The 25,862-nt window shown below is 70.7% G+C and carries 19 protein-coding genes and 1 pseudogene; 10 read left to right on the plus strand and 10 right to left on the minus strand.

Translation table 11 applies throughout. The features are described 5' to 3' along the window. Positions 1-95: 95 nt before the first annotated feature. Positions 96-770, minus strand: a pseudogene (locus O7610_RS30780) (adenylate/guanylate cyclase domain-containing protein); the annotation flags it as partial. A gap of 167 nt (positions 771-937) precedes the next feature. On the opposite strand from O7610_RS30780, the gene O7610_RS24165 reads away from it, so the two are divergent. The 3 genes from O7610_RS24165 to O7610_RS24175 all read left to right on the plus strand — a co-directional run bounded on the left by O7610_RS24165 (position 938) and on the right by O7610_RS24175 (position 6,205). Continuing rightward, positions 938-4,033 carry a helix-turn-helix transcriptional regulator gene (locus O7610_RS24165; protein ID WP_281552704.1) on the plus strand — a complete coding sequence of 1,032 codons (3,096 nt, stop codon included), beginning with the start codon at positions 938-940 and terminating at the stop codon, positions 4,031-4,033. A 236-nt stretch (positions 4,034-4,269) separates the two neighbouring features. Further along, on the plus strand, positions 4,270-5,034 hold the full coding sequence (locus O7610_RS24170; protein ID WP_281552705.1) for a DUF5995 family protein: 765 nt from the start codon (positions 4,270-4,272) through the stop codon (positions 5,032-5,034). Between the two features lie 274 nt (positions 5,035-5,308). Next, positions 5,309-6,205: an NAD(P)H-binding protein gene (locus O7610_RS24175; protein ID WP_289211944.1), complete on the plus strand. Its 897-nt coding sequence runs from the start codon at positions 5,309-5,311 to the stop codon at positions 6,203-6,205. On the opposite strand, the gene O7610_RS24180 is transcribed toward O7610_RS24175, so the two are convergent. From O7610_RS24180 to O7610_RS24190, 3 genes are read right to left on the minus strand one after another with little or no spacing between them, the layout of a single operon-like run. Continuing rightward, entirely contained in the window at positions 6,194-7,060 is an 867-nt protein-coding gene (locus O7610_RS24180; RefSeq protein WP_289211945.1) for a DNA adenine methylase, read from the minus strand. The two genes, O7610_RS24175 and O7610_RS24180, sit on opposite strands and share 12 nt — an antisense overlap. Beyond that, on the minus strand, positions 7,008-7,490 hold the full coding sequence (locus tag O7610_RS24185) for an NUDIX domain-containing protein (RefSeq protein ID WP_281552708.1): 483 nt from the start codon (positions 7,488-7,490) through the stop codon (positions 7,008-7,010). Before O7610_RS24185 ends, O7610_RS24180 begins: the two co-directional genes overlap by 53 nt. Then, the gene (locus tag O7610_RS24190) at positions 7,483-8,712 is read right to left on the minus strand and encodes a nucleotide disphospho-sugar-binding domain-containing protein (RefSeq protein ID WP_289211946.1); all 1,230 of its coding nucleotides are present in this window, start codon (positions 8,710-8,712) and stop codon (positions 7,483-7,485) included. Before O7610_RS24190 ends, O7610_RS24185 begins: the two co-directional genes overlap by 8 nt. A gap of 82 nt (positions 8,713-8,794) precedes the next feature. Here O7610_RS24190 and O7610_RS24195 point away from each other — a divergent pair, with 82 nt between their 5' ends. Then, positions 8,795-9,751: a 50S ribosomal protein L11 methyltransferase gene (locus O7610_RS24195; protein WP_289211947.1), complete on the plus strand. Its 957-nt coding sequence runs from the start codon at positions 8,795-8,797 to the stop codon at positions 9,749-9,751. Here O7610_RS24195 and O7610_RS24200 read toward each other — a convergent pair. The 3 genes from O7610_RS24200 to O7610_RS24210 form a co-directional block, all read right to left on the minus strand. Further along, complete coding sequence (locus tag O7610_RS24200; RefSeq protein WP_289211948.1) at positions 9,733-10,905, minus strand: 4-hydroxybenzoate 3-monooxygenase; 1,173 nt, start codon at positions 10,903-10,905, stop codon at positions 9,733-9,735. The two genes, O7610_RS24195 and O7610_RS24200, sit on opposite strands and share 19 nt — an antisense overlap. Then, positions 10,905-12,065: a 3-methyl-L-tyrosine peroxygenase-related protein gene (locus O7610_RS24205; protein WP_502959046.1), complete on the minus strand. Its 1,161-nt coding sequence runs from the start codon at positions 12,063-12,065 to the stop codon at positions 10,905-10,907. The genes O7610_RS24200 and O7610_RS24205 overlap by 1 nt, the downstream gene beginning before the upstream one ends. Before the next feature lie 217 nt (positions 12,066-12,282). Continuing rightward, on the minus strand, positions 12,283-12,543 hold the full coding sequence (locus O7610_RS24210) for a hypothetical protein (RefSeq protein WP_281552713.1): 261 nt from the start codon (positions 12,541-12,543) through the stop codon (positions 12,283-12,285). Between the two features lie 332 nt (positions 12,544-12,875). Here O7610_RS24210 and O7610_RS24215 point away from each other — a divergent pair, with 332 nt between their 5' ends. Together O7610_RS24215 and O7610_RS24220 are read left to right on the plus strand one after the other, a co-directional pair. Then, positions 12,876-13,115, plus strand: a complete 240-nt coding sequence (locus O7610_RS24215; protein WP_278172180.1) for a DUF397 domain-containing protein — start codon at positions 12,876-12,878, stop codon at positions 13,113-13,115. Positions 13,116-13,312: 197 nt separating this feature from the next. Beyond that, positions 13,313-14,191, plus strand: a complete 879-nt coding sequence (locus tag O7610_RS24220) for a Sco1979 family transcriptional regulator (RefSeq protein ID WP_502959047.1) — start codon at positions 13,313-13,315, stop codon at positions 14,189-14,191. A 67-nt stretch (positions 14,192-14,258) separates the two neighbouring features. On the opposite strand, the gene O7610_RS24225 is transcribed toward O7610_RS24220, so the two are convergent. Together O7610_RS24225 and O7610_RS24230 are read right to left on the minus strand one after the other, a co-directional pair. Then, complete coding sequence (locus tag O7610_RS24225; protein WP_289211950.1) at positions 14,259-16,619, minus strand: esterase-like activity of phytase family protein; 2,361 nt, start codon at positions 16,617-16,619, stop codon at positions 14,259-14,261. A gap of 137 nt (positions 16,620-16,756) precedes the next feature. Beyond that, the gene (locus O7610_RS24230; RefSeq protein ID WP_289211951.1) at positions 16,757-18,718 is read right to left on the minus strand and encodes a PhoX family protein; all 1,962 of its coding nucleotides are present in this window, start codon (positions 18,716-18,718) and stop codon (positions 16,757-16,759) included. 337 nt (positions 18,719-19,055) lie between these two features. Between O7610_RS24230 and O7610_RS24235 the strand changes: the two genes are divergently transcribed. Beyond that, positions 19,056-23,441 carry an ExeM/NucH family extracellular endonuclease gene (locus O7610_RS24235; protein WP_289211952.1) on the plus strand — a complete coding sequence of 1,462 codons (4,386 nt, stop codon included), beginning with the start codon at positions 19,056-19,058 and terminating at the stop codon, positions 23,439-23,441. 111 nt (positions 23,442-23,552) lie between these two features. Here the strand turns inward: O7610_RS24235 and O7610_RS24240 are convergent, their stop codons facing one another. Beyond that, entirely contained in the window at positions 23,553-23,993 is a 441-nt protein-coding gene (locus O7610_RS24240; RefSeq protein WP_281552717.1) for a DoxX family protein, read from the minus strand. Between the two features lie 261 nt (positions 23,994-24,254). On the opposite strand from O7610_RS24240, the gene O7610_RS24245 reads away from it, so the two are divergent. The 3 genes from O7610_RS24245 (at position 24,255) to O7610_RS24255 (ending at position 25,856) form a co-directional block, all read left to right on the plus strand. Further along, positions 24,255-24,620, plus strand: a complete 366-nt coding sequence (locus O7610_RS24245; protein ID WP_281552718.1) for an STAS domain-containing protein — start codon at positions 24,255-24,257, stop codon at positions 24,618-24,620. After that, complete coding sequence (locus O7610_RS24250) at positions 24,617-25,363, plus strand: ATP-binding protein (RefSeq protein WP_281552719.1); 747 nt, start codon at positions 24,617-24,619, stop codon at positions 25,361-25,363. Before O7610_RS24245 ends, O7610_RS24250 begins: the two co-directional genes overlap by 4 nt. 85 nt (positions 25,364-25,448) lie before the next feature. After that, positions 25,449-25,856: a four-helix bundle copper-binding protein gene (locus tag O7610_RS24255; protein ID WP_281552720.1), complete on the plus strand. Its 408-nt coding sequence runs from the start codon at positions 25,449-25,451 to the stop codon at positions 25,854-25,856. Positions 25,857-25,862: the final 6 nt, after the last annotated feature.

The raw sequence follows: 25,862 nt of genomic DNA on the forward strand, positions 1-25,862 counted from the left end.
CTCCCACGTACCGCCTGATCCGCCGGTTCGGCGGCCGCTGCGAGCAGCGGCCGCCGAACCGGCAGCGGCCGCCACACCTGTACCGGCTGGCTCCGGCCGGTGATCGGCATCGGTGGTTGTTGGTGGAACCTGAGCCTCGTGCCGGCGGCCCGATAGGTCTCCGCGGCCACGGCGACATCGCCCGGGGCGGCATGCGCCTGCAGCCGAGCGGCTACGTTGATCACGTCGCCGGTGAGGAATCCGACTCCGCCGTCGACTGCACCCGCGGTGTCGATGGCCGCCGCTCCGGTGGCCACTCCGACCCGGATCCGTATCCGCGCATTGTCGGGAAAGTCGGTACGGCGGACCGCGTCGGCGAGTTCGAGAGCGGCCCGCACCGCCGGGTACGCGCCGCCATCGCCATGATCGTCGTCGTTGCCGGCGATGCCGAAGACCGCCATCACCGCGTCTCCGATGTACTTCTCCACCACTCCATCCCACCGTCGAATCACCGTCCGCACCGCGTGGAAGTAGCGCAGCTGCACGTCGCGGACCTCCTCCGGAGTAAGCCGACTGGACAGGGCGGTGAAGCCGACCATGTCGACGAAGAGCACGCTGACCGTGCGGCGGCGGGTCCGGGCGGCTGGAACGGACCAGCCGGACGGCGGTTTCCGTCGCGCTCCGCAGTTGGCACAGTAACGGTGGGTCGACCTTACAGATGTACGGCAGATCGGGCCGGCTGCGTGGGTCGGGCCGGTGGGGCGGCGGTAGTTGCGGCGGAGCGTCCTCATGATCGCCTCCTGCGCGGTGGTGGTGGTGCTTCAGTCCGCTCCCGGGGTGGACCTGATCCGGTCCGTGTGGACCGACCTACGGGACGGACGGCTGAAACGGTCGCAGCCCAGCGCAGCCCTAGGATCTGTAGAACGACGTATGTCAGATACTCCCACCCTTTATGTCGGTGATCGGATTGACACAGTCACGCGATGGCAGGTCGCTGGCCCCCAGCTCCGACGAGGTTCCCTTCGTCGGGCGGCAGGCTCAGCTGCAGGTGTTGCACGAGTCGCTACGTAGGGTCGAGCGGGGGAACACGGCTGCTGTCTTCGTCATGGGCGAGAGCGGCATCGGTAAGTCGCGGCTGCTGAGCGCGGCCAGCGACCGGCTCCGTACTGCCGGTGCCCTGGTGCTCTCCGGGGCATGTCTGGACATTGGGGACTCATCGCCGCTGCACCCACTTCGGCAGGCTCTGCGGCGTTATCAGCCGGCGGCCGGCCGGGCTGGCGTTCTGTCCGGCGCCGCGGCCAACGAGTTGATCTCGGTGCTGGACGGCGAGGCCCGGCACCCCGACGGAGCCGGTGACCTGCTGGAACGGCTCACCCGTGGACTCGGCGCGGTCGCCGCCGGACGGACCCTGGTGCTGGTCATGGACGATCTGCAGTGGGCCGACCTGACCACCCGGCATCTGCTGCTGTACCTCCTCGCCGGGCTGGGGGACGTCCGGCTGCTGCTGCTCGGCGCCGCGCGGACCGAGACGCTGCGGGGCGACGATCCGATCCGCCGCATGCTGCTGGAGTTACGCCGGTCCCGGTCGCGTTCCGGGGCGGTCCACGTGTTGGATCTGGAGCCCCTGGACCGGACGGAAACCGCCCAACTCGTCGCGGAGCTGCTCGGCGGCGACCCGGAGCCGGACCTGGCCGAGTCGGTGTGGCGGCGCAGCGGTGGGGTGCCGTTCGTCGCCGAGGAACTGGCCCGGGACGCCCGGGACGGCCGGGACGGCCTGTCGGAGACCCTGAGCGAGATCACCCTGGCCCACGTCGACGCCCTGCCGGCCGACGCCCAGCTCGTGTCACATGCGGTCGCCGCCGGCGTGGAGCCGGTCGCTCACGACCTGCTGGCCCGGGTCGCCCAGCTCGGCGAGGACCGGCTGCTGCAGGCGGTACGCGAGGCGGTCGGCCAGCGGGTGCTGTTGTCCGAGCCGGACGGGTACCGGTTCCGCTACCCGCTGATCCGGGAGGTCCTGGAGCCGCGGCTGCTGCCGGGCGAGCGGGTCCGGTGGCACCGGCGGTACGCCGAGGCGCTCGCCGCCGGCCCCACCGGTGACCTGCAGCACGCCCGGTTGGCGTACCACTGGCGGGAGGCCGGCGAGACCACCCGGGCGTTGCCGGCCGTGGTCGCCGCCGCCGAGGAGGCGGAGCGGCTGTACGGTTTCGCCGAGGCGTTCGAGCACTGGGCCAGCGCGGTCGACCTGGCCAACCAGGTCCCGCCGGCCTGGCTGGTCGAGTTCGACGCGACCACGCTGGGTCGACGCGCGGCGGAGGCGGCGCACCGCAGCGGCGAGCATGAGCGCGCGCTGACCCTGCTGGAGCAGTTGGCCACCAACCTGTTCGGCCCGCCGCCGTCCTGGCTGTACACCCTGCGGGCACGGTATCTGACAGCGGTCGGCCAGCTGGCCGAGGCGGAGCGCGAGTACGACCGGACGCTGGCCGCGGCCGACGCCACCTCCGGCGAGCGGGTCGCCGCCGCCGCGCACTCCGCCGACCTGCTGCTGCAACTCTGCCGGTACGCCGACGCTGGCCGGCGGGCCCAGGAGGCGCTGGACCTGGCAGCCGGGGTGCCCGACTGTGCGTCGGCGATGGTGCTGGCCGGGGTGACCCTCGGCTACAGCCAGGCGTACCTCAACGACCCGGCGGCGGGCAAGGAAGCGGTCCGGCAGGCGCGGCGTACCGCCGAACTGTCCGGCGGCCCGGCGGACGTCGCCGTCGCCGACCTGCAACTCGCCGAGCTGCTTAGTGGCCACCTCAACGAGTTGGAGGAGGGTGTCGCGGTCGCCCGCCACGGTGCGGAACGGGCCGAGCGGGTCGGGCTGGCCCGTACCTACGGCACCCGGTTGCTCTCCGCCGCCGCCAACGGGCTGTTCCGGCTCGGCCGGTGGAGCGAGGCCGAGGAGGCGATCACGGCCGCGCTGCGGCACCGGCCGTCCGGGGCCGACGCGGTAGAGCTGCTGCTGGCCCGCTGCCGGATCCATGTGGGGTTCGGCCACCTCGACGGTGCGGAGTCCGACCTGGAGGCGATCGAGACCCTGCTGGCCGCTGGCGGCGGGATGCGGCACATGCTGCCGTTGCTGACGTTGCGCGCCGGGCTGGCCATGTGGCGTGGCCGGCATGCCGAGGCGCGGGAGGCGGTACAGCAGGGCATCGACCTGGCCGAGCGGCACTCAGGTGACGTCTGGTTGCAGGCGCCGCTGGTCTGGCACGGGCTACGGGCCGAGGCGGAGGCCCGGTCCAGCGGGACACCGATCGATCCACAGGCGGTGCAGCGCCTGGTCAAGGTGGTCGGTCGGATGGAGCGCAGCAGCAACACGGAGACCGCGGCGCCGGTACGCGACGCGGTGATCGGCTACCGGGAGCTCTGCGCCGCGGAGATCAGCCGGATCGACGGCGGGTCGGACCCGGTGCTCTGGTCGCGGGCCGCCGAGGTATGGGAGCGGCGGTGCCATCCGTACCCGGCGGCGTACGCCCGGTTGCGCCAGGCCGAGGCGCTGTACGGGATCCGTACCCGTAACGCGGACGCGACCCGGGCACTGCAGGCGGCGTACCGGACCGCCCGGCGGCTCGGTGCCCGTCCGTTCACCGAGGAGATCCAGGCCCTGGCACGCCGCGCCCGGGTGGCGCTGAGCGCGGGTGAGTCGGAACCGATGCCCGAGGTGGACAGCCAGGAACGGGTCACTCTGCGGACCGGTCTGACCAGCCCGCCGACTGTCGGCGAACGGGTGGCCCGGGCGTTGGTCAACGACCGCGCGAAGCGGACCTCGATGGTCGAGCGGGCCGGCCAGGTGCTCGCTCCGGGCGGGCCGGACGAGCTTGCGGTGCTGACTGACCGGGAGCGTCAGGTGCTCGAACTGGTCGCGGAGGGACGGACCAACCGGGCGACGGCCGAGGTGCTGTTCATCAGCGAACGTACGGTCGGTGTGCACGTGTCGAACATTCTCAACAAGCTGCAGGTCAAGACGCGGGTGGAGGCGACCCGGGTGTTCATGCGTAACCAGCCGCGTGCCTGATACCCGACGGTGAACCTGCCAGTCCGGTGCGTAGCGGCCGCCGACCGGTCGGTCCACCCCGACCGGTTGACGTCGCCGCCGGAAAACCGCACACCGGGGCGGCGGGATCGGCCAGTGAGACACCCGTCGTTGCGCCGATACCTGCGGGTTGGCAGCGGCTGCCACTGTAGGGACCGACCGTTTCGGTGACGACCGCCCGCCCGGGGCGAGGGAGCACTGCAGACTGGAGGCGTTCGATGCCAGAACTCCGCTGGGGTCACGTGCATGACCAGATCATCGATGTCCTCAACCACCGGCCGACCGACGTCGCCGGCGTGGTCGAGGATCTGGCGGCGCTGCAGAAGCTGCTCGAGGCAGCCACGCCGAGTGACAGCGACAATCCGGTGGCCGACTTCAACCATCTCTACTGGGTGATCACCAGCACCATCGACGAGCGGCTGCAGGCCGGTGAGTTTGCCGACCCTGACTTCCTCACCCTGCTGGACATCGAGTTCGCGGAGCGGTACTTCGCTGCGCTGCGCTGCTGGGGCAACCGGGGCGACACCCCGGCGGCCTGGGAGGTGCTGTTCAGCCGGCTGCGCGACGAGAGCGTACGGTCGTTGCCGTCGGCCGCCGCCGGGGTGAACGCGCACATCAACTACGACCTGCCGTTCGCCCTGATGAGCACCTGGGCCAAGCTCGGGTCGGGCCCGGACAACGACGAGCAGCACCGCGACTACCTCTACATCAACGAAATCTTCTTCGACCGGATCCCGCAGCTGCGGCGCAGCTACCTGAGTAGCTGGCAGATCTGCCTCGACCGGCTCAACGGGCAGGTCGACGACTGGTACCAGAACCGGTTGGTGGAGTTCACCCGGGACATCGCCTGGCGGGACGCGGCTCGTATGTGGCCGATGCGGGACGACCCGACGGTGCTGGAGAGTGAGCGGTTGCGGATGGACCGGCACACCGCCTTCCTGGGCTGGGCGTTGCTCTCGCCGGTGGGCAGCCTGCTGCAGTGACGCCCGGCCGGGTGTCTGCCGGCTTCGCTGCTGGTGGCATCCGCTGTGGGCAGCCATCGCCAGCGTGCCCCATTTGCCCGTTATGTGGTCTAGGGTGGCTCGTGATGGGCAGCCGCGGGCGAAGACGTCGGCCACCGGGGCGGCCATCGGATCGTCGGTCGGCGGGTCGTCTGCTGTCGGGTTGTCGGTCGGCGGGCAGGGTTCGCTGTGCGGCGCGGGCGCGGACCGGCGAGGGCGATCGTGGGGCCGCCCCGCAGGGACCTAGGAGCTGACAATGATCACTGTCACCGGTGCCGCCGGCCAGCTGGGCCGGTTGGTCGTCGACGAGCTGCTGGATGGCGGGCTGCCACCGGCGCAGCTCGTCGCCGTCGTACGGAACCCGGACAAGGCCGACGACCTCGCCGCACGCGGCGTACAGGTCCGGCACGGGGACTACGACCAGCCGCAGACTCTCGGGCCGGCCCTGGCCGGGACCCGCAAGCTGCTGCTGATCAGCGGCAGCGAGGTCGGCCGGCGGATCGACCAGCATCGCAACGCGGTGGCGGCGGCGAAGGCGGCCGGAGTCGACCTGATCGCGTACACCAGCATCCTCAAGGCCGACACCAGCAGCGTCCCGTTGGCCGCCGAACACCTCGCCACCGAACAGCTGATCCGGGACAGCGGCCTGCCGTTCGTGCTGCTGCGCAACGGCTGGTACCTGGAGAACTACACCGGATCGGTGCTGCCGCAGGCGCTCGCCACCGGCAGCGTGCTGGGTGCTGCCGGCTCGGGTCGGGTCGCCGCCGCGACCCGGGCCGACTTCGCCGCCGCAGCCGTCGCGGTGTTGACCGCCCCGGCACCCGCCGGCGCCGCTGCCAACGCCGGCACCGCCGGCACCGTGTACGAGCTTGGCGGCGACGAGCCCTTCACCCTGGCGGAGTTGGCCGCCGAGATCAGCCGGCACAGTGGGCGGGAGATCGGCTACCAGGATCTTCCGGCCGACGTCTACGCCAAGGCGCTGACCGACGCCGGGGTACCGGAGGCGTTCGCCAGCGTGCTGGCCGCCTCCGACGTCGGCATCGCCCGGGGCGACCTGACCACCGACAGCGGCGACCTCGCCCGACTGATCGGCCGGCCCACCACGTCGCTCGGCGAAGCTGTCCGGGCCGCCCTGGCCGGCCTACCGGGCTGATCCGCCACTCGGCAGCTGATAGTTGGTGACGAGCAGATCCCAGCTGCCCCGCTTCGCCGACTGCAGGTTAATGTCCCGGCGGGTCGCCATCCGGGTGATCAGGAAATCCGCGCCGAACAGCTCCCGCACGAACGGCGTGTCGCTGTTGGTCAGGGTCAGCCGGACGCCGCGCCGGCTGGCCCGTACCATCGCGTCCCGCAGCCGCACGTGATCGGCCGGCCCGAACTGCGCCGAGGTGTACCGCCGAAAGTCAGCCCAGCCGCCGAGCGGTACGTACGGTGGATCCAGGTAGACCCAGTCGTCGGCGGCGGCCTCGTCGAGCTGCTCGGCGAAGTCGGCCACCCGTAGGTCAACTCCGGCCAGTGCGTGCGCGGCGTCCAGTAATACCCGCCGGTTGTAGTACGGCCGGTCGTAGGCGCCGTATGGCGCGTTGAACTCGCCCCGTCGGTTGACCCGCCACAGCCCACGGAACGCCGTCTTGTTCAGGTAGATCACCCGGACCGCGCGTTCCAGATCGGAACAGTCTGTCGGCGACCGGCGGCGTACCGCCGCGAAGTGCTCCGGCGTGTTCGGTTGCTCGTCCAGCAGCCGCATCACCGCTTCGGGGTCGCGGGCGACCTCCCGGAAACAGACGATCAACTCAGGGTTGGCGTCACTGAGCACCGCCCGCTGCGGCGCCAGCTCGAAGAAGACCGCTCCGCTGCCGAGGAACGGCTCCCGGTAGCTGCCGGTGAACGGCGGCGCCGCGGCGACGAGGGCGGCGGCGTACCGGGTCTTCCCGCCCGCCCACTTGAGGAACGACCTACCGTCCGCCCTGGTGGTGGAGCGCGCGGACCTGGCGCCGGCCCGGATCATGGAGCGGATCATACGGGGCGGTGACCCGCCAGGCGTAGTGCGGCGAGGCGAGGAATTCGGCGAGCAGGCTCGCCGAGCCGGGAGCGAACGGCCGGCCGTCGCTGATCTGGTCCGGCCGCAGGAACTCCATCGCGGCACCCTCGCCGAGCCGGACGTCGCACTGCCGGGCACGGGTGGAGCCGAAGTAGTAGTGCGCCGTCCGCTGCGGGTTCAGCTGCCGGCGGCAGAACAACCGTAACCCGTGCTCGGGGCGCAACCCGGTCTCCTCGGCGAGTTCGCGTAACGCCGCCTGCTCCGGTGTCTCCCCGGGCTCGCAGTGCCCGCCCGGCACGCACCAGGCGTGCGGATGGCTCGGCGCGTTGCCGTCCCGTAGCTGCAGCAGCACGGAACCCGCCGGATCGACCAGTAACACCGCGGCGACGTCACCCATCGGTCCAGTGTGCGGCCGAACCGCCGGTGACGGGGGCGAGCGCCGAAAGCTGGTCGGCGTGGCGGGCGATTCCACCCGGATGTGCGAGCCGGGTGGCGATTTCGGCCGGTGCCGGCAGCCTCGACATCAGCTCGGCCGCGTAGGCCACCCCACTGGCCGGACCGGTCTCGGCCAGCAGCTCGGCGAGCAACTGCGGGGTCACCTCCTCGGGTGCGCAGCCCAGGCCGAGCCGGTGCCGTCGAACCAGGTCGGCGTTGCCGAACTGGTCGCCGCCGTGCGGCAGGACCAGTTGCCGTACCCCGGAACAGATCGCGCCCATCATCGTCCCGGAGCCGCCGTGGTGCACCACGGCGGAGCAGCCGGCGAGCACCTGGTGCAGCGGCAGCCAGCCGGCGGGCCGGACGTTGCCCGGCAGCGGCCCGAGCGCCGTCACGTCGGTGTCGGCGCCGAGGGCCAGCACGAACTCCGCGTCGGTCTGCGCGGCGGCGTCGATGGTGCGGCGCAGTCCGGTCAACCCGGCCAGCGCCGGCACCACGGTACCGAGGGTGATCAGCACCCGGGGGCGCGCGGTGGGCAGCCGGAGCCAGTCCGGCAGCGCACCGCCGGCGTTGTACGGCACGTACCGCATCGACCATCCATCGCCGTCGCCGATCATCAGCTCGGTCGGTGCCAGGTGCAGGACCACCCGGTCGGGCAGCTCCAGTGGTACGCCGTTGCGCTCGTACGCCGCCGCCAGGTACGGCAGGAACCGAGCGGCCAGCGCCTCTTCGCGGAACAGGTTGAACCCGTGCTCGACGGCGGGCACCCGCAGTGCACGGGCGGCCAGCAGGCCGGCCGGATGCAGTCGGGAGTGCACCACCAGGTCCGGCCGCCACCAGCGGGCCAACGTCACCGTCCCGTCCGCCATCAGGTCGGAGACCCGTCCGAAGGTCTCCAGCAGCAACGGGTCGGTACGGCTGCCGGCGGCGGCGATCCGCCGGCCCCGCTCGCGCATCCGGGCGGCAAGTTCATCGGTGGTGCCGGTGCCGGTGCCGAACACGGCGGCGATCGGGGCGCCGGGGGCGACGTCCACCGCCGGCAGACCGGCCTGGGCCGCGCCGGCCAGTCCTTCGGCGGCGGTGCCGACCAGTACGTCGTGGCCGGCGGCCCGCAATGCCCAGGCGAGCGGCACGGTGGGGAAGAGATGCCCGACTCCGGGCGGGCTGGTGAACAGGACGCGCACCGAGAAACCTTCCGGTTGACACTGGGATCGACAATGGATAATTTATCGTGATTCATCCGGTTTCGCGAGAGGGAGTTCATCGATGGCTGGGCCGACGGACATCCCGTTCACTCCGGAGCTGCACCTGCGACTGCTACTGAGCATCGACCGCGGACACAACGTGCAGCGCGCGGTCCGCAGCGCGGTGCGACCCGGTGACCGGGTGCTCGACGCCGGCACCGGCAGCGGACTGCTGGCGCTGGTCGCCGCCGACGCGGGCGCCGCCGAGGTGGTCGCGGTCGACCGGCACCACGTCGGCATGGCCGAGCAGATCGCCCGGCACAACAGGGTCGCCGACCGGATCACCTTCGTCGAGTCCGACCTCGCCGATCTCGACCCGGAGGATCTCGGTGGCCGGTTCGACGTACTCCTGGGCATGATCCACACCAATAACCCGTTGCTGGACGAGGAGCGCTCCCGGCTGGTCGTCGAGCTGCGTCGCCGGTTCGGCACGGCCGACTGTCGGGTGCTGCCCGGCGAGGTACGCTACCTGGCCACCGGCTGCGAGCGGCTGGACTGGGACCTGCCGACCGAGCTGACCGATCTGGCCCAGGCCACCGAGGCGCTGCAGGGGGCGTACGGCTGGGATTTCCAGCCACTGCTGGACGCGGTCCGTGACGGTGTCGCGATGCGTGCCGCCCGTCCGGCCAAGGGGGTTGCCCCGGCCTGGCGGTCGCCAACCCGGTCCGGCGCGCTGCGCTTCCCGCGAAGGGACGTACGGCTGCTCACCGCCGCCGAGGACTGGGTGACGGTGGACTACCAGGCGTCGTCGTTCGACGGGTTCCCCGACCAGGTGCGGCTCACCGCGACCGCCGCCGGGCGACTGACCGGGGTGATCTGGACCCAGCAGCTGCGGTACGCCGGAGTGCCGCTGTGGACCAGCGAGTCGTACAGCCCGCTGGCCGGCCCGTGCCATGTCGGCCCGGGGCAGAAGCTGGTCTTCGGCACCGGTGCGACGTGGCGGGCGACCAACGTCCTCAGTCACCACCACCCGACGTAGTCCTCCAGGAACGCGGCCAGGTAGGCCGGTGAGTCGACCAGCCGGGTCAGCCGCGCCGCCTGCACCCGGTGCAGGAACGCCGCGTCGGCCGTGCCGTACCCGGGGGTGTTGACCAGGTCCATCATCCAGTGCACGAACTCCTGGGCGCGCCAGATGCGGGCCAGCCGGTGCTGCGAGTAGGCGTCCGACCGGCGGTGGTCGCCGGTGGTGAACCGCTCGATCAGCCCCAGTGCCAGCTCCTCCGCGTCGGCCAGGGCCAGGTTGAAGCCCTTGCCACCGACCGGTGGCACGATGTGCGCGGCGTCGCCGGCGAGGAACAGTGACCCGTACCGCATCGGGTCGCAGACCAGGCTGCGCATCCGGACGGTGCCGGTGTCGGTGACCGGCCCGGTGTGCAGCGTCCACGGTTCGTCCAGGGCCAGCCGGATCCGGACCTCCTTCCAGATCCGCTCGTCCGGCCAGTCCGCCCGGGTCTCGTCCCGCCCGCATTGCAGGTAGAACCGGCTCACCGTCGGCGTCCGGCGGACGTGCACGCAAGCCCCGGACTCGTGCAGGGCGTTGATCACGCAGTCGCTGGACGGCGGGGCTTCGGCGAGCACCGACAGCCAGGCGTAGTCGTACTGGTAGTCGGCGCAGCGCAGCGCCCCGGCGGGGACTGCCCGCCGGGCGACGCCGTACTCGCCGTCGCAGCCGGCCACCACGTCGCAGTGCAGCTCGCGGCCGTCGGCGAGCCGGATGCGGGGCTGCCCAGTCAGGTCGTCGATCGCCTCCGCCGCAGTCTCGAACCGCAGGTCACCGCCGTCGGCGAGGTAGGTGTCGACCAGATCGCGGACCAGGAACTGCTGCGGGTAGATGTAGTGGCTGCGGCCGTTGGCCAGCGGCTCGTAGTGGACCGGGTAGCGCCGCCCGCCGAGCCGGAACTCGACCGCGTCCTCGACCGCACCGGTCCGCAGCAGTCCGCCGGCCAGGTCGTGCCGGCGAAGCAGGTCGACCACCCGATCCTCCATGGTGGCGCCCCGGGCGCGGTTGGCGACGTACTCGCGGTCCCGACGCTCCAGCACCACACAGCCCACCCCGGCCCGGCGTAGCAGCACTGCCAGCAGCATCCCGGCCGGTCCGGCGCCGATGACGCCGACCTGGGTACGTTCGTTCATCACCGGTCATCACCGGCCGGCTGGTCGACGTGGCCGTCGGCGTCAGCGCCGGGCGTTTCGTCTCCGTGGCCACCCAGGCCGGTGTCCGGCGTCCCGCCGTCTTCGGGCCCACCGGGTGTCCCGCCTCTGTCGGTTCGGTCCCGGTGGCTGCCGTGCAGCGCGAACAGCCGGGCCCGCATCATCTGCCGTACCACCTGCACCCCCGGAGACGTGCTGCGCCCCGCCGACCGGGCGGCCATCCGGAGGCTGGGCAGCACGTCGCCGCCGAACCGGGCGCAGATCAGTTGGTGCGCCTCGTACGCCTCGACGGTGCCTTCGACGAACTCGTCGAAGGCGCTACCCAACCGGGCCGGGCCGATCTTGGATCGCATCGCGCGGACCTCGGTGAACAGCGCCATGAGGTGGGCGTGGTCGCGGGTCTGCAGTCCACTGAAGCCGGCCCGCACCGCTGGCGGTGCCATCGCCGGACGGATCAGTCGCTCGTAGTCGACCGGCGAGAAGTCCGAGGTGAACCGGAAGGCGGCCGCCGAGCTGCGCATGAACGCCGTGGCGACCCGCAGCGCGGCTCGTGCCTCGGCCTCGTCGCCGTCGGCGCTGGCACCGAGGAAGCAGTTCAGCCCGGTGATCGCCCCCTGCATCAGGGTGAAGAAGAACTGGTGACCGATCAGCCACCGGTCGGCGGCGGCGTCGGAGTCACCCGGGTCCGTCCCGTTCGACTGCGGGTGCGGCGGGCGTTGGACGGGCTTGTCCAGAACGCCGATCGGCTGGTTGCCGACGTCGTGGCCCGCGTACCGGTACAGGCTTTCCAGCCCGAGCCAGAGCTGGGCGACATAGCCGTCGCTGAGCTGCGAAAGCCCATTTTTGTGGACGTTCTCCCGAACCGCCAGATGCGCTATTGCCAAGGCGTGGAGAAACGCTGATTCCGGCCTGTGACGGGTACGGCGGATCTGGAAGTAGCGGTCATGCTCCTGGTAGTCGACGGAGGCCGGGTCGGCCAGGCCGCCCGACATCGCGTTGTCGAGCGGCTCCGGGGCCGAGGTTTGGGGGCCGTCGGCGGTTGCCGCGCGGAGTCGGTGCCGGTTGGTCGGCAGTAACTCCGGATAGGGTAGACACAGTGCGCCATCAGACACAGGGCAGCCCTTCTGGTGGCTTCCGGGCATGGGTACGGTGTCGCAATACCGCGCCGACGGAGTGGCCTATTCACCGCGCCGCCGGTGATCAAGAATTCTTGGAAATTCTCGCGGCTGCTGTGATGGCTGTCAATCCCTGTGTAGTTTTTCGCCTACTGAGTGGTGACTTTGTGCACGTCAGCGGCGCGATATTGAGTCTGGTGACCGGCGGGGTGGTCGTCGGTCCCCTCCGGCTGGCGGGCGACCGTCAACGGTGCACCCGGTCCAGCATCGGGTCGGTCTCGGCCCGTGGCAGCACGTACGGCGCGGTGATGGTGTCCACTCCGGTGCCACGCGAGCCGGTCGGCCGGTAGGTGACGGTCGCCGCGCCGGCCGAGGCGGTCTCGACGATCCCGGCGCACCAGGTGCCGCCGCGGTAGACCCAGACCGGGTCGGACGGCTGGTAGCGGTCGGTCGGGTAGACGTCCCGGGGATCGCGTTGGTTGGGGTTGAGGATGGGAGCCGGCATGCTCATCGCCCTCCTGTCTCGCTGCGCGCGGTGTGTCTCGTGGCTGCTGCCGTCGGATGACTCCGGAGGCAGCTGACCGGCCCGCAAAGTGGTGACTCTGCGTGCATCGTTGTCTACGCCGCCCCTGGTCTTATCGGGGGTGATGTCGCCGAATGTCCGATTATTCATCACGATGGGTAAACCGCCGGATACAAGTTCACGTGCGCTATCATGCTCGCAATACCTTGCAGGCGCAAGAGCAGATGCACGTGCATTTGACCCTTCCGCGACGAGGCGCGGCCGCCCCTGGAGTCCTACGTCTGTTGCGACAATGTCCGATTTGGATTTTATGTATGCATAAGCCGGATAGTGACGTTCCAAGTACCGACCTGCCGACCCTCGCCTGGCGTAAGAGCGGCCGCAGCAACCCCAGCGGGAACTGCGTCGAGCTTGCCCGGCTGCCCGGTGGTAGCGGGATCGCTCTGCGTAACTCCCGCTACCCGGACGGTCCGGCGCTGATCTACACCCGTGCGGAGATCGAGGCGTTCATCCTCGGCGCAAGGGACGGTGACTTCGACGACCTGATTCGCTAGCATCGATCCGGCCGGTGGCCTGCACCGTGGGGCCCGTCTGGACTCTGCTGGTGACGACCGTCCGCACCGCACGGCGGTGTCCACTGGTCGGACCGGTATCGACGGGGCCTTAGGGATCACCCTCAGGTCATGGCATGCTTACTCGCCAAGAGTAGCTGCCATACGACGTGACGGTGTCCGGAGGTCGGTGGGTGACGATGACGGCCCAGCCAGATGGCGGATCGGCGACCGGGCCGACCGTGCTGCGGATGCTGCTCGGCGCGCAGCTGCGGCGGCTCCGGGAGAGCCAGGGAGTGAGCCGGGAGGCGGCCGGCTGGCACATCCGCGCCTCCGAATCGAAGATCAGCCGGATGGAGCTCGGCCGGGTCGGCTTCAAGGAACGCGACGTCATCGACCTGCTCACCCTCTACGGAGTGACCGACTCACGGGAACGCACAGCGCTGCTCGGGCTCGCCCGGCAGGCGAACACGCCCGGCTGGTGGCACCGGTACGGCGACATCCTGCCCAGTTGGTTCCAGTCCTACCTGGGGCTGGAAGCGGCCGCGAAGATGATCCGCAGCTACGAGGTCCAGTTCGTACCCGGCCTGCTGCAGACCCGCGACTACGCCCGCGCGGTGGTCCTACTCGGACACGGACGGGCCCCAGCCGACGAAGTGGAACGCCGGGTCGAGCTGCGGATGGAGCGTCAGGAGCTGCTCCATCGGCCACAGCCACCGAATCTGTGGGCGGTGATCGACGAGGCGGTGCTGCGCCGGCCGATCGGTGGTCCCGCCGTGATGCGCGAGCAGATCAACGCCCTGATCGAGGCGACCAAGCTACCGAACGTACGGCTGCAGGTCGTGCCGTTCGACGCCGGCGGGCACGCCGCCGCCGGCGGAGCCTTCACCATCCTGCGCTTCGCCGACCAGGACCTGCCCGACATCATCTACATCGAGCAACTGACCAGCGCGATCTACCTGGACAAGCGGGAGGACGTCGACCATTACGCCGCCGCGATGGAGCGGCTCTGCGTCGAGGCCGACCCGCCCGCTCGTACCCAGGACCTGCTCCACCAGATCCTGCGCGACCTGGACTGAGCCGACAGACCGACCCGGTGGCGCGGGCGTGACCGCAGCTGGCCACGCCCGCGACCCCGGGGCCGGGCTAGCGTCGACCCCGACCGAACACCCGATCGGCCGAGCCGAGCCGGAGGAACACCGTCTCGCCGGTGGCGTCCTGGGCTCCGTCGTTGTCGGTGATTATGTAGACCTGCCGGTCCCCGCCGACGGTGAGCCCTTCCAGCTTCTCCTGCGTCCACCCGTTGCCGGCCTGCAGATCGGGCAGCACGTCGTACGCGAGCCGCTTCGGCAGCACCGGCAGCAGACCCGGTGCCGGGTCGCCGGTCGGTAGGTCGACCGTGTAGATCCGCTTGATCCGGGCGGCCGGCCCGCTGAGCTTGTCCCGCTCGATCACCGCGAGCCGGCCGTCGCCGACCGAGGCGATCTCGGACAGGCCGATCCAGTCGCCGGCGACATCGGTGCTCTCCAGCCGGTATCCGAACCAGGCCCAGGTGCCGCCGGGTACGTCGTAACGACCGAGCCGGACCACCCCGGCCGGATCGCTGGCCACGCCCCGCTGCAACACCACCCACACCTGCTCCCGGCCTCGCCGGTCGGTGAGCGCGGTCACCCCCTCCAGCCCTTGGCTGCCGAGCCCGGCGGCCACCTCGTCGGGCAGCGACACGACCTGTCGGGTCACCCCCGACCGGTCCAGCCGGACCAGCTGGTTGGCGGCACCGGTCGCTCCCTCCGAGACCAGCCAGAACCCGCCCTGCGGCCGGGCGAACAGGCCTTCGGCGTCGTAGCCGGCCGGCTTCCCGGACGCGTCGCGGACCACCAGATCGTCGACGATGCGCGCCGGGCTGTGCCGGGTGTCGATGGTGTAGATCCGGGTCGGCGAGTAGAGGGCGTCGCTTGCCGCGAACAGTTGGTGTCGCTCGCCGGGGACGGCAGTGAGCGCGCCGAGCCCGCCCCAGCCGATCGGTGCCCGGTCGGGGCCCCGTCCGCTGGTCTGCGACACCAGCGTCGGGAACGACGGGGTGTCCGCACCCAGCCGGTACAGGTTTACCGCAGCGCGTACTCCGGCCTCGGCGTCGTCGACCTCGCTGGAGACCGCGAGCAACCCGCGGGACGGGATCGGCAGTAGCCCCTCCGGACCGTTGGTCGTCGCCAGCACCTGACGCAGCACCGGCCTGGTCGGCCTGGTCAGGTCGTAGACGGCGACGAAGTTGCTCCGTTCGGAGCCGACGAATGCGTACCGGGTGCGGCCGAACGTGGCGACCGCGATGCCCTCCGGCTCGGCGCCCTTGTTGTCGGCTCGGTTGTCGTTGTGCAGCCCGTGGCGAACCGCCAGGTGTTCAAAGGAGTTGCCGGCGTCCCAGACCACCCGGCCGGTCCGGCTGTCGAAGATCGACCAGCCCCGGGTGCCGCCCTTCCAGTCCCCTTCGTTCGCGGTCGCCAGGTAGCGGTCGTCGATCCAGGCCACCGCGTCCGGTTCCCGGGGCAGGTCGGTGATCGTGCCAGTCAGGTCGATCACCCCGTCGTCGGCGGTGTCGATACCGGTCACCGTGGCGGTCCCGGCGCCGAACGCCTTGGTGATCCGCCCGCTGCGCAGGTCGACCAGGACCACGCCGTTGTTCTCCTGCAGGGTCACCGCGACCTGGTCACGACCGTTGATCGACACGTACTCCGGCTCCGGATCGGCCGGGGTGTCCAGCCCGGCGGTGGCCAGACCGGGCAGCGCGCTGCCGTCGGCGGCGGTCAGCGACACCGTACGGGTCGACCAGGTTGCCGGGTGGCGCCCGGTCAGGTCGACGATCTGCAGGAACCCGGCCGGCGGCTGCGGCAGGTCGCCTTCGTCGCCGCCGAGCGGGGTGGCCTCCTCGTCCCGTTCGTTCTCGATCGCGATCGCCGCGTAGCGGCCGTTGTCGCTGACCTCGATGGCGTCGGGCTGCCCGCCGAGTGGGATGCTGCGCACCCTGGTACGGGTGGCCAGGTCGACCACGTCGAGTCGGCCGGAGGGAGTGGTGTAGCTGGCACTGGTGTTGACGACGATCAGCACGTACCGGTCGACCACCGCGACCGAGGTCGGTTCGTCCTCGGCGTTGCCGAGCGTGGCCAGCGAGAGGGTGCCGAGACCGCGGGGGTTCCGTGGGTCGGTGATGTCGAGGAAGCCGACCCGCCGCCCGGCGGCGTCGGTGTAGATCATCGTCCGGCCGTCCGGGCTGACCGTGGAGATCTCCGCGACGGTCTCGGCGGTCGGGTCCTCACCGGCTGGTCGGTTGTGGAACACAGGGTACGTCGCGGTGCGGTCGAAAACGGCGGATCCGGGCCAGCCGGGCCTGTCATCGCGGTGACCGGCCGCCGCGCCGCCGGGGGCCACAACGGTCAGCGCGACGGTGGCGCAGAGGACGGCTGCGGTGGCGGCGGTGGTGACCAGCACCGCCGGACTTCTTCGGGTACGCATGTCTGGGCTCCGATATCGTCGAGAAAAGATGCCTTGGCGGGATACGACGGGAGCCGCGACCGGTCGGCGAGATCGGCCGCGGCTCCCGGAGCCCGTACGTCGGGCTCGGATGATGAGCAGGGGTGGACAGCGGGCGGTCAGGTACCGATGACGCCGCCATCGGCCTTGCGGATGACCACCGTCGCCGACCGGGGTCGGCCGGCCGGGTCGAAGTCGGGCCAGTTGCTCACCGCTCGCGGGTCCTCCGGCGTCGGACTGCCCCAGTACGTCGTGGACTCACCCGGATGCTGCACGTTGATGAACATGGTTCGCTGGTCCGGGGTGGTGACCACCCCGGTGATCTCCGCGCCGCGTGGGCCGACCAGGAACCGCCGGACCTCCCCGGTACGCGGGTCGGCGGCCAGCATCGCGTTGTTGCCGATATTGTCGTGGCCCCGGTCCGCGCGGTTCTGCGTCGAGTTCGACACGTCGGTCTGGATCCACAGCCGCCCGTCGCCGTCGAACCAGATCCCGTCCGGCGAGCCGAAGATGTTTGTCTCGTCGAGCTGCACCTGCGGGTCGTACGCCGGGTCACCGGCCAGCATGAACACGTCCCACTCGAAGCTGGTCGCGGTGTTGTCGCGGCCGCGCTCGCGCCACCGGACGATGTGCCCGTACGGGTTCGGGGTACGCGGGTTGACCGCACCGGGCCAGCCGGTGCCGTTGGTCAGGGTCAGGTAGACGTCGTTGTTCTTCGGATTGACCGCCACCCACTCCGGACGGTCCAGCGGGGTGGCGCCGACCGCGTCGGCCGCCTCCCGGGTACGCAGCAGCACATCGGCCTGGTCGTGCCAACCGTTCGCCCTGGTCAACGGCCCCTTGCCGTGCTTCAGTGGCAGCCAGACGCCCTTGCCGTCGTCGTCGAACCGGGCGACGTAGAGCGTGCCGTGGTCCAGCGGGCTGCGGCCCAACGCCCGCTGCATCCGCCACGGACCGTCGCCGACGAACTTGTAGAGGTAGTCACCGTCCTGGTCGTCGCCGCTGTAGACGACGACCCGACCGCGCGACTCCCAGAAGGTGGCACCTTCGTGCTTGAACCGACCGAGGGCGGTCCGCTTCACCGGGGTCGAGCGGGGGTTCATCGGGTCGATTTCCACCAGCCACCCGAAGCGGTTCAGCTCGTTGGGGTTGCGCGCCACGTCGAAGCGCGGGTCGGCCAGGTGCCAGCGGTAGCCGAACCCGGCGGCGTTGACCCCGTACCGGGCCTGCTCCGGCGTCGGCGACCACTGCGGGTCCTCGGTGCCGAAGTAGCCGTTCCAGTTCTCCTCGCAGGCCACGTAGGTGCCCCACGGGGTGGCCCCGTGCGAGCAGTTGTTCAACGTACCCATCGGTGGGTTGTCCGCCCGTAGCGCCGGGTGCCGGCCGGACACCGGGCCGGAGAAGGCGACCGGCGTGGTGCCGGTGACCCGACGGTTGAACCGCGAGTCGACGTTGCGCCACCGGCCCCGCGACAGCTCCACCTCCACGACGCTGACCCCGTGACCGGCGAGCGCCTTGTCAACCTTGTCCCGGGTCATCTCCGCGTCGCCGTCGGGGTAGAGCAGGGTCCGGTCGACGTACTCGTGGTTGAGCACCAGCAGGCCGCGGCGGCTGCCCAGCGGGCCGCGACCCAGCGGGAAGAAGTGCATGCCGTCGTGGTGGCTGCCCACCTGCTCGGCCTGTTCGGCGGCGGTGTTCGTGGCGTCTTTGCGCCAGGCCGGGCCCCGGCTGTGCAGCGGGGTGCCCCATGGGATGAGCACGTCGGCGGTGTAGCCCGGCGGGACGGTGATGGCGTCGTCGGTGTTGGGCAGGACCGGGTCGAAGCCGAGCAGGCCACGCCGGCCGGGCCTGCCCTTGCCGTGGCCGTGCCCGTGGCCGCCGGCGCTGGCCGGCGCGTCGGTGCCGAGTGCGCCGCCGGCCGCGCCGAGGAAGGCCGCGGCGGCGATCACCGTACCGTTGCGGACGATGTCGCGGCGGCCGGCGCGGGCGGCGAGCACCTCACGGAACGGACGGTTGCCGGAGGTGTTCGAGCTGATGTCGTCCGGGTCGCTGTGGACGTGGCTGTCATGGTCGATTGACATGTCGATCCTCGCTCGGTCGGAAGCGGGCCGCCCGGTCCGGTGCCATGTCGTGCGCGACGTCCGGACCGGATCTGCCAGGGCGGTCCGGGCTGGACGGCATCGCTGGCACCGGGACGGTATGCAGCGGACCGGGACCGTCCGCGAACGCGTGTGCGACCTGCCGGCGACGTCGAGATGAACGATCGATGTCCTGACCTGGGGTGTCGCCGAACCGTCCCTTGTCACGAAGGGGTAACGGGACCCGAATGTTTAACGGGTCACCACCGGCCCGTCTGTGCTTCGAAACCCGCGTCTCCTAGATTTACTTGACTCACCCTCTGACCGGAGGAACGCCTACATGCGCCAGCACAGACGCATAGCCACCTGGAAACTCATCACCGCGGTCGTGGGGGCCGGCGCGCTCAGCGTGCCCGGCAGTGCCGCCGCCATGGCTGCACCGGCTGCCGGTGACCCATTCATCAGCGAGATCCACTACGACAACGCCGGCACCGACACCGGCGAGGCGATCGAGATCGAGGCCCCGGCCGAATTCGACCTGACCGGCTGGCAGATCGTCCTCTACAACGGGAGCAACGGAACCGTATACGACACCAGTACCCTGGCGGGCACCGTCACCGCTGCCGGCGTGGTCGTCGCCGAATACCCCGCCAACGGCATCCAGAACGGGTCCCCGGACGGGGTGGCCCTGGTCGACCCGGCCGGCTCCGTGGTCGAGTTCCTCAGCTACGAAGGCACCCTCACCGCGGCCGGCGGCCCCGCCGACGGCACGACCAGTGTCGACATCGGTGTCGCTGAGGCCTCCGACACCCCGGTCGGGCACTCGTTGCAGAAGGTCGACGGCGACTGGCGGCAGCCGGCGGCGAACAGCTTCGGCGTCCGTAACGGCACCGGTGGTGTCGACCCGGACCCCGACCCCGAGCTGGGCTGCGACGTCACGGTGACGCACGACATCGCCCAGGTGCAGGGCACCGGTGACAGCACGCCGCTGGCCGGCACCGAGGTGACCGTCGAGGGCATCGTCGTCGCCGACCACCGTGTCGGCGGCTACAACGGCCTCCACCTGCAGACCGCCGGCACCGGCGGGTCCCGTACGGTTGCCGCCGGCACCGCCAGCGACGGCGTCTTCGTCTACCTGACCAGCAACCCGGCCAACCACCCGGGGGTCGCGATCGGTGACCGGGTGCGGGTCACCGGCAACGCCGGTGAGTACTTCGGACTGACCCAGGTGAGCATCGGCGCGCGGACCGACGTGCAGATCTGCGACCGGGACAATCCCCTGCCCACCCCGGTCGCGCTGACCCTGCCGCTGGCCGCCGGCGACCGGGAGTCCGTCGAGTCGATGCTGGTGGCCCCGGTCGGTGACTTCGCCGTCGCCGAGGTCTACAACACCAACCGGTACGGCGAGGTCGTGCTGACCGCTGGGGACGCCCCGGCGGTCATCCCGACCGACGTGGCGCAGCCGGGCAGCGCCCAGGCCGAGCAGATCGCCGCCGACAACCGGCTCAACCGGATCCTGGTCGACGACGGCCGCACCACCAACCTGGCCGACGCCGGCATCGCCCCGCCGTACGTCTCGCCGGACCAGCCGCTGCGGGTCGGTGACTCGGTCGAGGCGTTCGGGCCGAGTGTGCTGTCGTACGGCTTCGACGAGTGGCGGCTGCAACCGACCCTGCCGGTCGGTGCGGACACCCCGGCCAGCGAGCGGACCACGTTCAAGGTGACGAACCCGCGTACCGCCGCCCCGGCTCCGGTCGGTGGCGACATCCGGGTGGCCAGCTTCAACGTGCTGAACTATTTCGTCCACTTCGGTGGGGACGCGCGTGGTGCGGCCGACGAGGCCGCGCTGGCCAAGCAGGAGGCGAAGATCGTCGCGGCGATCACCGCGCTGGACGCGCACGTGGTCGGCCTGCAGGAGATCGAGAATTCGGTGCGTTTCGCACCGGCCGAGCCGGAGAAGGCACTCATCCGGCTGGTCGGCGCGCTGAACGCCGCCGACGGTGCCGGGACCTGGGACTACGTCCGCTCCCCGGCGGACCTGCCGGGCGCCGCCCAGCAGGACTTCATCAGCAACGCGATCATCTTCAAGCCGGCCGCGGTGACCCCGGTCGGGCCGTCCCGGTCGGTCGACGACGAGAGCGTCTGGTTCAACGCGCGGGAGCCGATCGCGCAGACGTTCACCGCCGACGAGCTGACCTTCACCGTGGTGGCGAACCACTTCAAGTCCAAGAGCACCTCGACGCCGCCGACCGGCGACAACGTCGACACCGGTGACGGGCAGGGTGCGTACAACGGTGACCGGACCCGGCAGGCCGCCGCGCTGGCCGACTTCGTCGACGATCTGGTGGCCGACAGTGGCAGCGACGACGTACTGCTGCTGGGCGACTTCAACTCGTACACCCAGGAGGACCCGATGCGGGCCCTCTACGACGCTGACTACGTCAACCTGAACGACACCGGACGTAGCACCTACGTGTTCGCCGGTGAGTCGGGTTCGCTGGACCACGCGCTGGCCTCGCCGTCGCTGGCCGCCCGGGTCACCGGGGCCGACGTCTGGCAGATCAACGCGGTCGAGTCGTACGCCTTCCAGTACAACGGCTTCCCGACCTTCTTCGACCCGGACCCGTTCCGGGCCAGCGACCACAACCCGATGGTCATCGGGCTGGACACCGGTGCCGACGGGCCGGTCGAGCTGCAGCTCCTGGGGATCAACGACTTCCACGGCCGGCTCGAATCCGTCGGTACGGTCGACGGTCAGCCGGTCGGCGGTGCGGCCCAGGTGGCCGGGTTGGTCGACCAGTACCGGGCGACCAACCCGAACACGGTGTTCGTCTCGGCCGGTGACAACATCGGCGCGTCCACGTTCGTTTCGGCGATCGACGACGACAACCCGACCCTCGACGTGCTCAACGCCGCCCGTCTCGACGTGACCGCGGTCGGCAACCACGAGTTCGACAAGGGCATGGCGGATCTGACCGACCGGGTGATCCCGCGTTCGGACTTCCCGCAGCTCGGCGCCAACGTGTACCGCGATGACGAGCGGGCGCTGCCGGCGTACCACGTGCAGGAGATCGGCGGGATCCGGGTCGGCTACATCGGGGTGGTCACCGAACAGACCGCGGTGATGGTCAGCCCGGACGGTATCGCCGGGATCACCTTCCGCCCGGCGGCGGCCGAGGCCGACCTGGTCGCCACCCAGCTCAAGGACGGCGACGAGAGCAACGGCGAGGCGGACGTGGTGGTGCTGCTCACCCACGAGGGCGCGGCCACCGAGAACATCGACTCGCCCGAGGCGCTGATGAGCGACCCGGTGTTCGGGCCGTACACCCGGACCGTTCCGGAGATCGACGTCATCTTCAGCGGGCACACCCACCAGCCGTACGCCTTCGAGGTGCCGGTGCCCGGCACCGACGAGACCCGGCCGGTGCTGCAGGCCGAGGACTACGGCAAGAAGCTCGGCCGGATCGTGCTGCAGGTGGACGTCGAGGCGGGGACGGTCGAGACGGACACGGTCGAGATCGTCGACGTGGTCGGCGCGCCGGTCAACCAGGAGGTCGCCGACATCGTGGCGGCGGCGAAGGCCAACGCCGAGGTGCTCGGCCAGCAGCCACTGGGCTCGATCACCGCCGACATCACCCGGGCGTACACCAACGGCAACGAGGACCGGGGCAAGGAGTCGGTGCTCGGCAACTTCATCGCCGACGTGCAGCTCGCCGGAACCCGGGAGCCGGGTCGGGGTGGTGCGCAGATCGCCTTCATGAACCCGGGCGGGCTGCGGGCCGACCTGCTGTACGGCGAGGACGGCGTGATCACCTTCGCGGAGGCGTTCTCGACCCAGCCGTTCGCCAACGACATGGTCACCCGGACCTACACGGGTGCTCAGGTCAAGCAGGTGCTGGAGGAGCAGTGGCAGCCGGCCGGGGCGTCGCGTCCGCTGCTGTGGCTCGGCGTGTCGGAGGGCTTCTTCTACACGTACGACCCGACGTTGCCGCAGGGCGAGCGGATCACCTCGATGACCCTCAACGGTCAGCCGGTGTCGCCGACCGGGACCTACCGGGTCACGGTCAACTCGTTCCTGGCCGCAGGTGGCGACAACTTCACCACCCTGGCCGACGGCACGGACACCTCGACCACCGGTGACAACGACCTGACCATGCTGGTGGCGTACTTCGCCGAGAACTCGCCGATCACTGCGGACACCGAGTCGCGGTCGGCGATCGGCCAGCCCGAGCCGACCTGTGACGTGACGGTCACCGGCACGCACGACGGTGGACTGATCGTCAAGGCGGAGATGACCTACTGCCTGGAGTCGGCGACGGTCAACGGTCCGGTCACGGTCCGTCCCGGTGCGACGCTGATCGCCACCGACGGTGCGATCAACGGTCCGCTCACCGCGAACCGTCCGACGGCGGTCAGCTTCACCGGTACGAGCGTCTCCGGGCCGCTGGCCCTGCTGCGGGCGACCGGGGCGGTGACCCTGACCGGGGTGACCATCCGGGGCCCGCTGGAGGTGACCGGTGGTGACGGCGGTCTGCGGCTGGACGGCGCTGACATCTCCGGTCCGGTCCGGCTGGTCAACAACAAGCACGACGAGTTGCCAGTGGTCGTCGCGGGGAACACGATCCGCGGCCCGCTGCACTGCCAGGGCAACAGCCCGATGCCGGTTGACGAGGACCGGGTGAACACGGTGCAGGGCCCGGTGTCCGGGCAGTGCGCCCGGATGTGAGCCGCCCGGTTCGGCACTGAAGGCAGCACCGAGAAACGGTACGGCCCGGCAGACCTCGACTGGTCCGCCGGGCCGTACCCGTCTTTCCGGGGTCCGGCTACCGCCGCGTGGTCAGACGGTCGCCGGCTCCGGGGCGGGAACGGCGGCCGTACGGCGTCGACTCAACATGGCGTCGAGCGAGTACCGGCCTGGCCCCAGCGCGGCCACCAGCAGAAACGCCCAGCAGAACAGCGCGGCGAGTTCGCCGCCGTTGTTCTGCGGGAGCAGTGCATCCGGCTGATGGACCACGAAGTAGGCGTACGCCATCGATCCGGAGCAGATGACGGCGGCCACCCGGGTGCCGAGTCCGGCGAGGACCAACAGACCGCCGACGAGCTGGATCAGCGCGGCCCACCACCCGGGCCAGACGCCGATCTCCATTGCCTCACCGGTGCCTCGGAAGCCGCCGAAGATCCCGAAGATCGAGGCGGCACCGCGCAGTGTGAACAGCAGACCGACCACCACGCGGAACAGCGTGGGGACGATCTCCGGCAGGCGGGCGAGTACGGGCATGGGGACTCCTCGTGAAACTTGGGAACACTGGTCCCACGGCGCCCGGATCGTATCGACCGATGTCGAATTCAGTCAACGATTTCTCACCTAGTGTGATGATCGACTAGGTTGTGCGCTACCCCGGGTCGGGGGTCTCCCGGTCTGTCCCCAGCAGGCAGGCGGCGTCGCGTAGGCTGGGCGCTTCGAGCAGCCCAACTCCGCCGCGCGGGCCCACGGGCGCCACCGCAGGTCGGAGTCGCGACCCGCCAGACGGAGACCAGCATGCACGAGATCCGGGTGCCCTCACCCGAAGCCGGGCACTGCGTCATCGAAGCCTCCGGTGAGCTGGACATGACCGCCACCGGAGAGCTCAGCGCCGCTGTCCGCGTGGTCGACCGGCAGCAGGCGACCTGGATCGTCGTCGACCTGGACGCCGTCACCCTGATCGATTCGAGTGCGGTCAAGGAGCTGGTCGACGCGCACCACGCGGCCGCCGGTCAGGGCCAGATCCTGATCGTCCGCAACCCGCAGCCGATCGTCGCCCGGGTGCTGCGGGTGACCGGAGTCGCGCCGCTGCTGGGAATCGCGCCGCAGGACCACGCGGGAACCGTCTACGGTGGTAGACCAGACAACGGGAACCACGGGTGAACACCCTCACCTGGCTGGTGGTGCGCGACTTCGCCAGTGGCGTCACCCGGGTCCGGCTGACTGGCGCGTTGACCGACACTGAACTGGTCCGGCTCGCCCCGGTGCTGCGCCGCTGCCTCCTGGAAGAGCCGTTGGCGCTGCTCGTCGAGCTGGACGAGGTGACCGTGGCCAGCCCGATCGGACTGCGGGTCTTCGCCATCGTCCAGGGCGGCGACGCCAGCCACCGTCCGGTGGTGCACCTGTGCGCCCGGCCAGACTCACCCACCGGTCGGCTCGCCAGGCACAGCATCAGCGGTCTGGTGAGCGTGCAGGACAGCGTGATCGACGCCACCAAACTGGTCGAATCAGCACCGAGGTCCCCGTACCGCTGGCACGAGTACCTGCCCCCACACCCGCGCTCACCGGGAGAGGCCCGTCGGCTGATCGGCGGAGCCTGCCGCTCGTGGCAGCTGACCACGCTGGTCGACGAGGCGATGGTGATCGGTTCCGAGCTGGTCAGCAACGCGGTCGAACACGCCGGCACCGAGCTGGACGTCACCACCACCCGGCAGGCCGGAGCGATCCGGATCAGCGTCCGCGACCGCGCTGTCGAGCTGCCCCGACCGGCCACCGGGCCCCGGCCCGGGCCGGCACCCGGCCGTGGTCGAGGGCTGGCCATCATCGAGGCGCTCGCCAGCGACTGGGGGTACGCCGGATTCGCCGACGGCAAGACCGTCTGGGCGGCGCTGCGGCTGCCCGACTGAGTCGGGCCGGTGCGGATCGGGACGGTGTTAGTCGGGCCGGGCAGCGGGTACCCGACCTCAAACGGTCACACCTGTGGAGGTCACGATGACGCAAGCAACCGAGATGCTGGAAACCTATCCGCTCGATCTGGGACACGTCGACCAGCGGGCACTCGCCGACTGCATCGATGCCTGCTTCGACTGCGCTCAGGCCTGCACCGCCTGCGCCGATGCGTGCCTGAGCGAGGACATGGTCGCCGAACTGGTCAAGTGCATCCGCACCAACCTCGACTGCGCCGACATCTGTGCCACCACTGGCCGGGTGCTCTCCCGACACACCGGCTACGACGCGAACACCACCCGGGTGATGCTGCAGGCATGCATCCAGGCGTGCCGTTCGTGCGGCGAGGAGTGCCAGGCACACGCCAGCGAGCACGAGCACTGCCAGGTCTGCGCCGAAGCCTGCCGCCGGTGCGAGCAGGCCTGCCGGGACCTGACGGCCGCACTCGGCTGAGCCCGG

This window comes from Solwaraspora sp. WMMA2065 (assembly GCF_030345075.1).
Lineage (GTDB): Bacteria > Actinomycetota > Actinomycetes > Mycobacteriales > Micromonosporaceae > Micromonospora_E.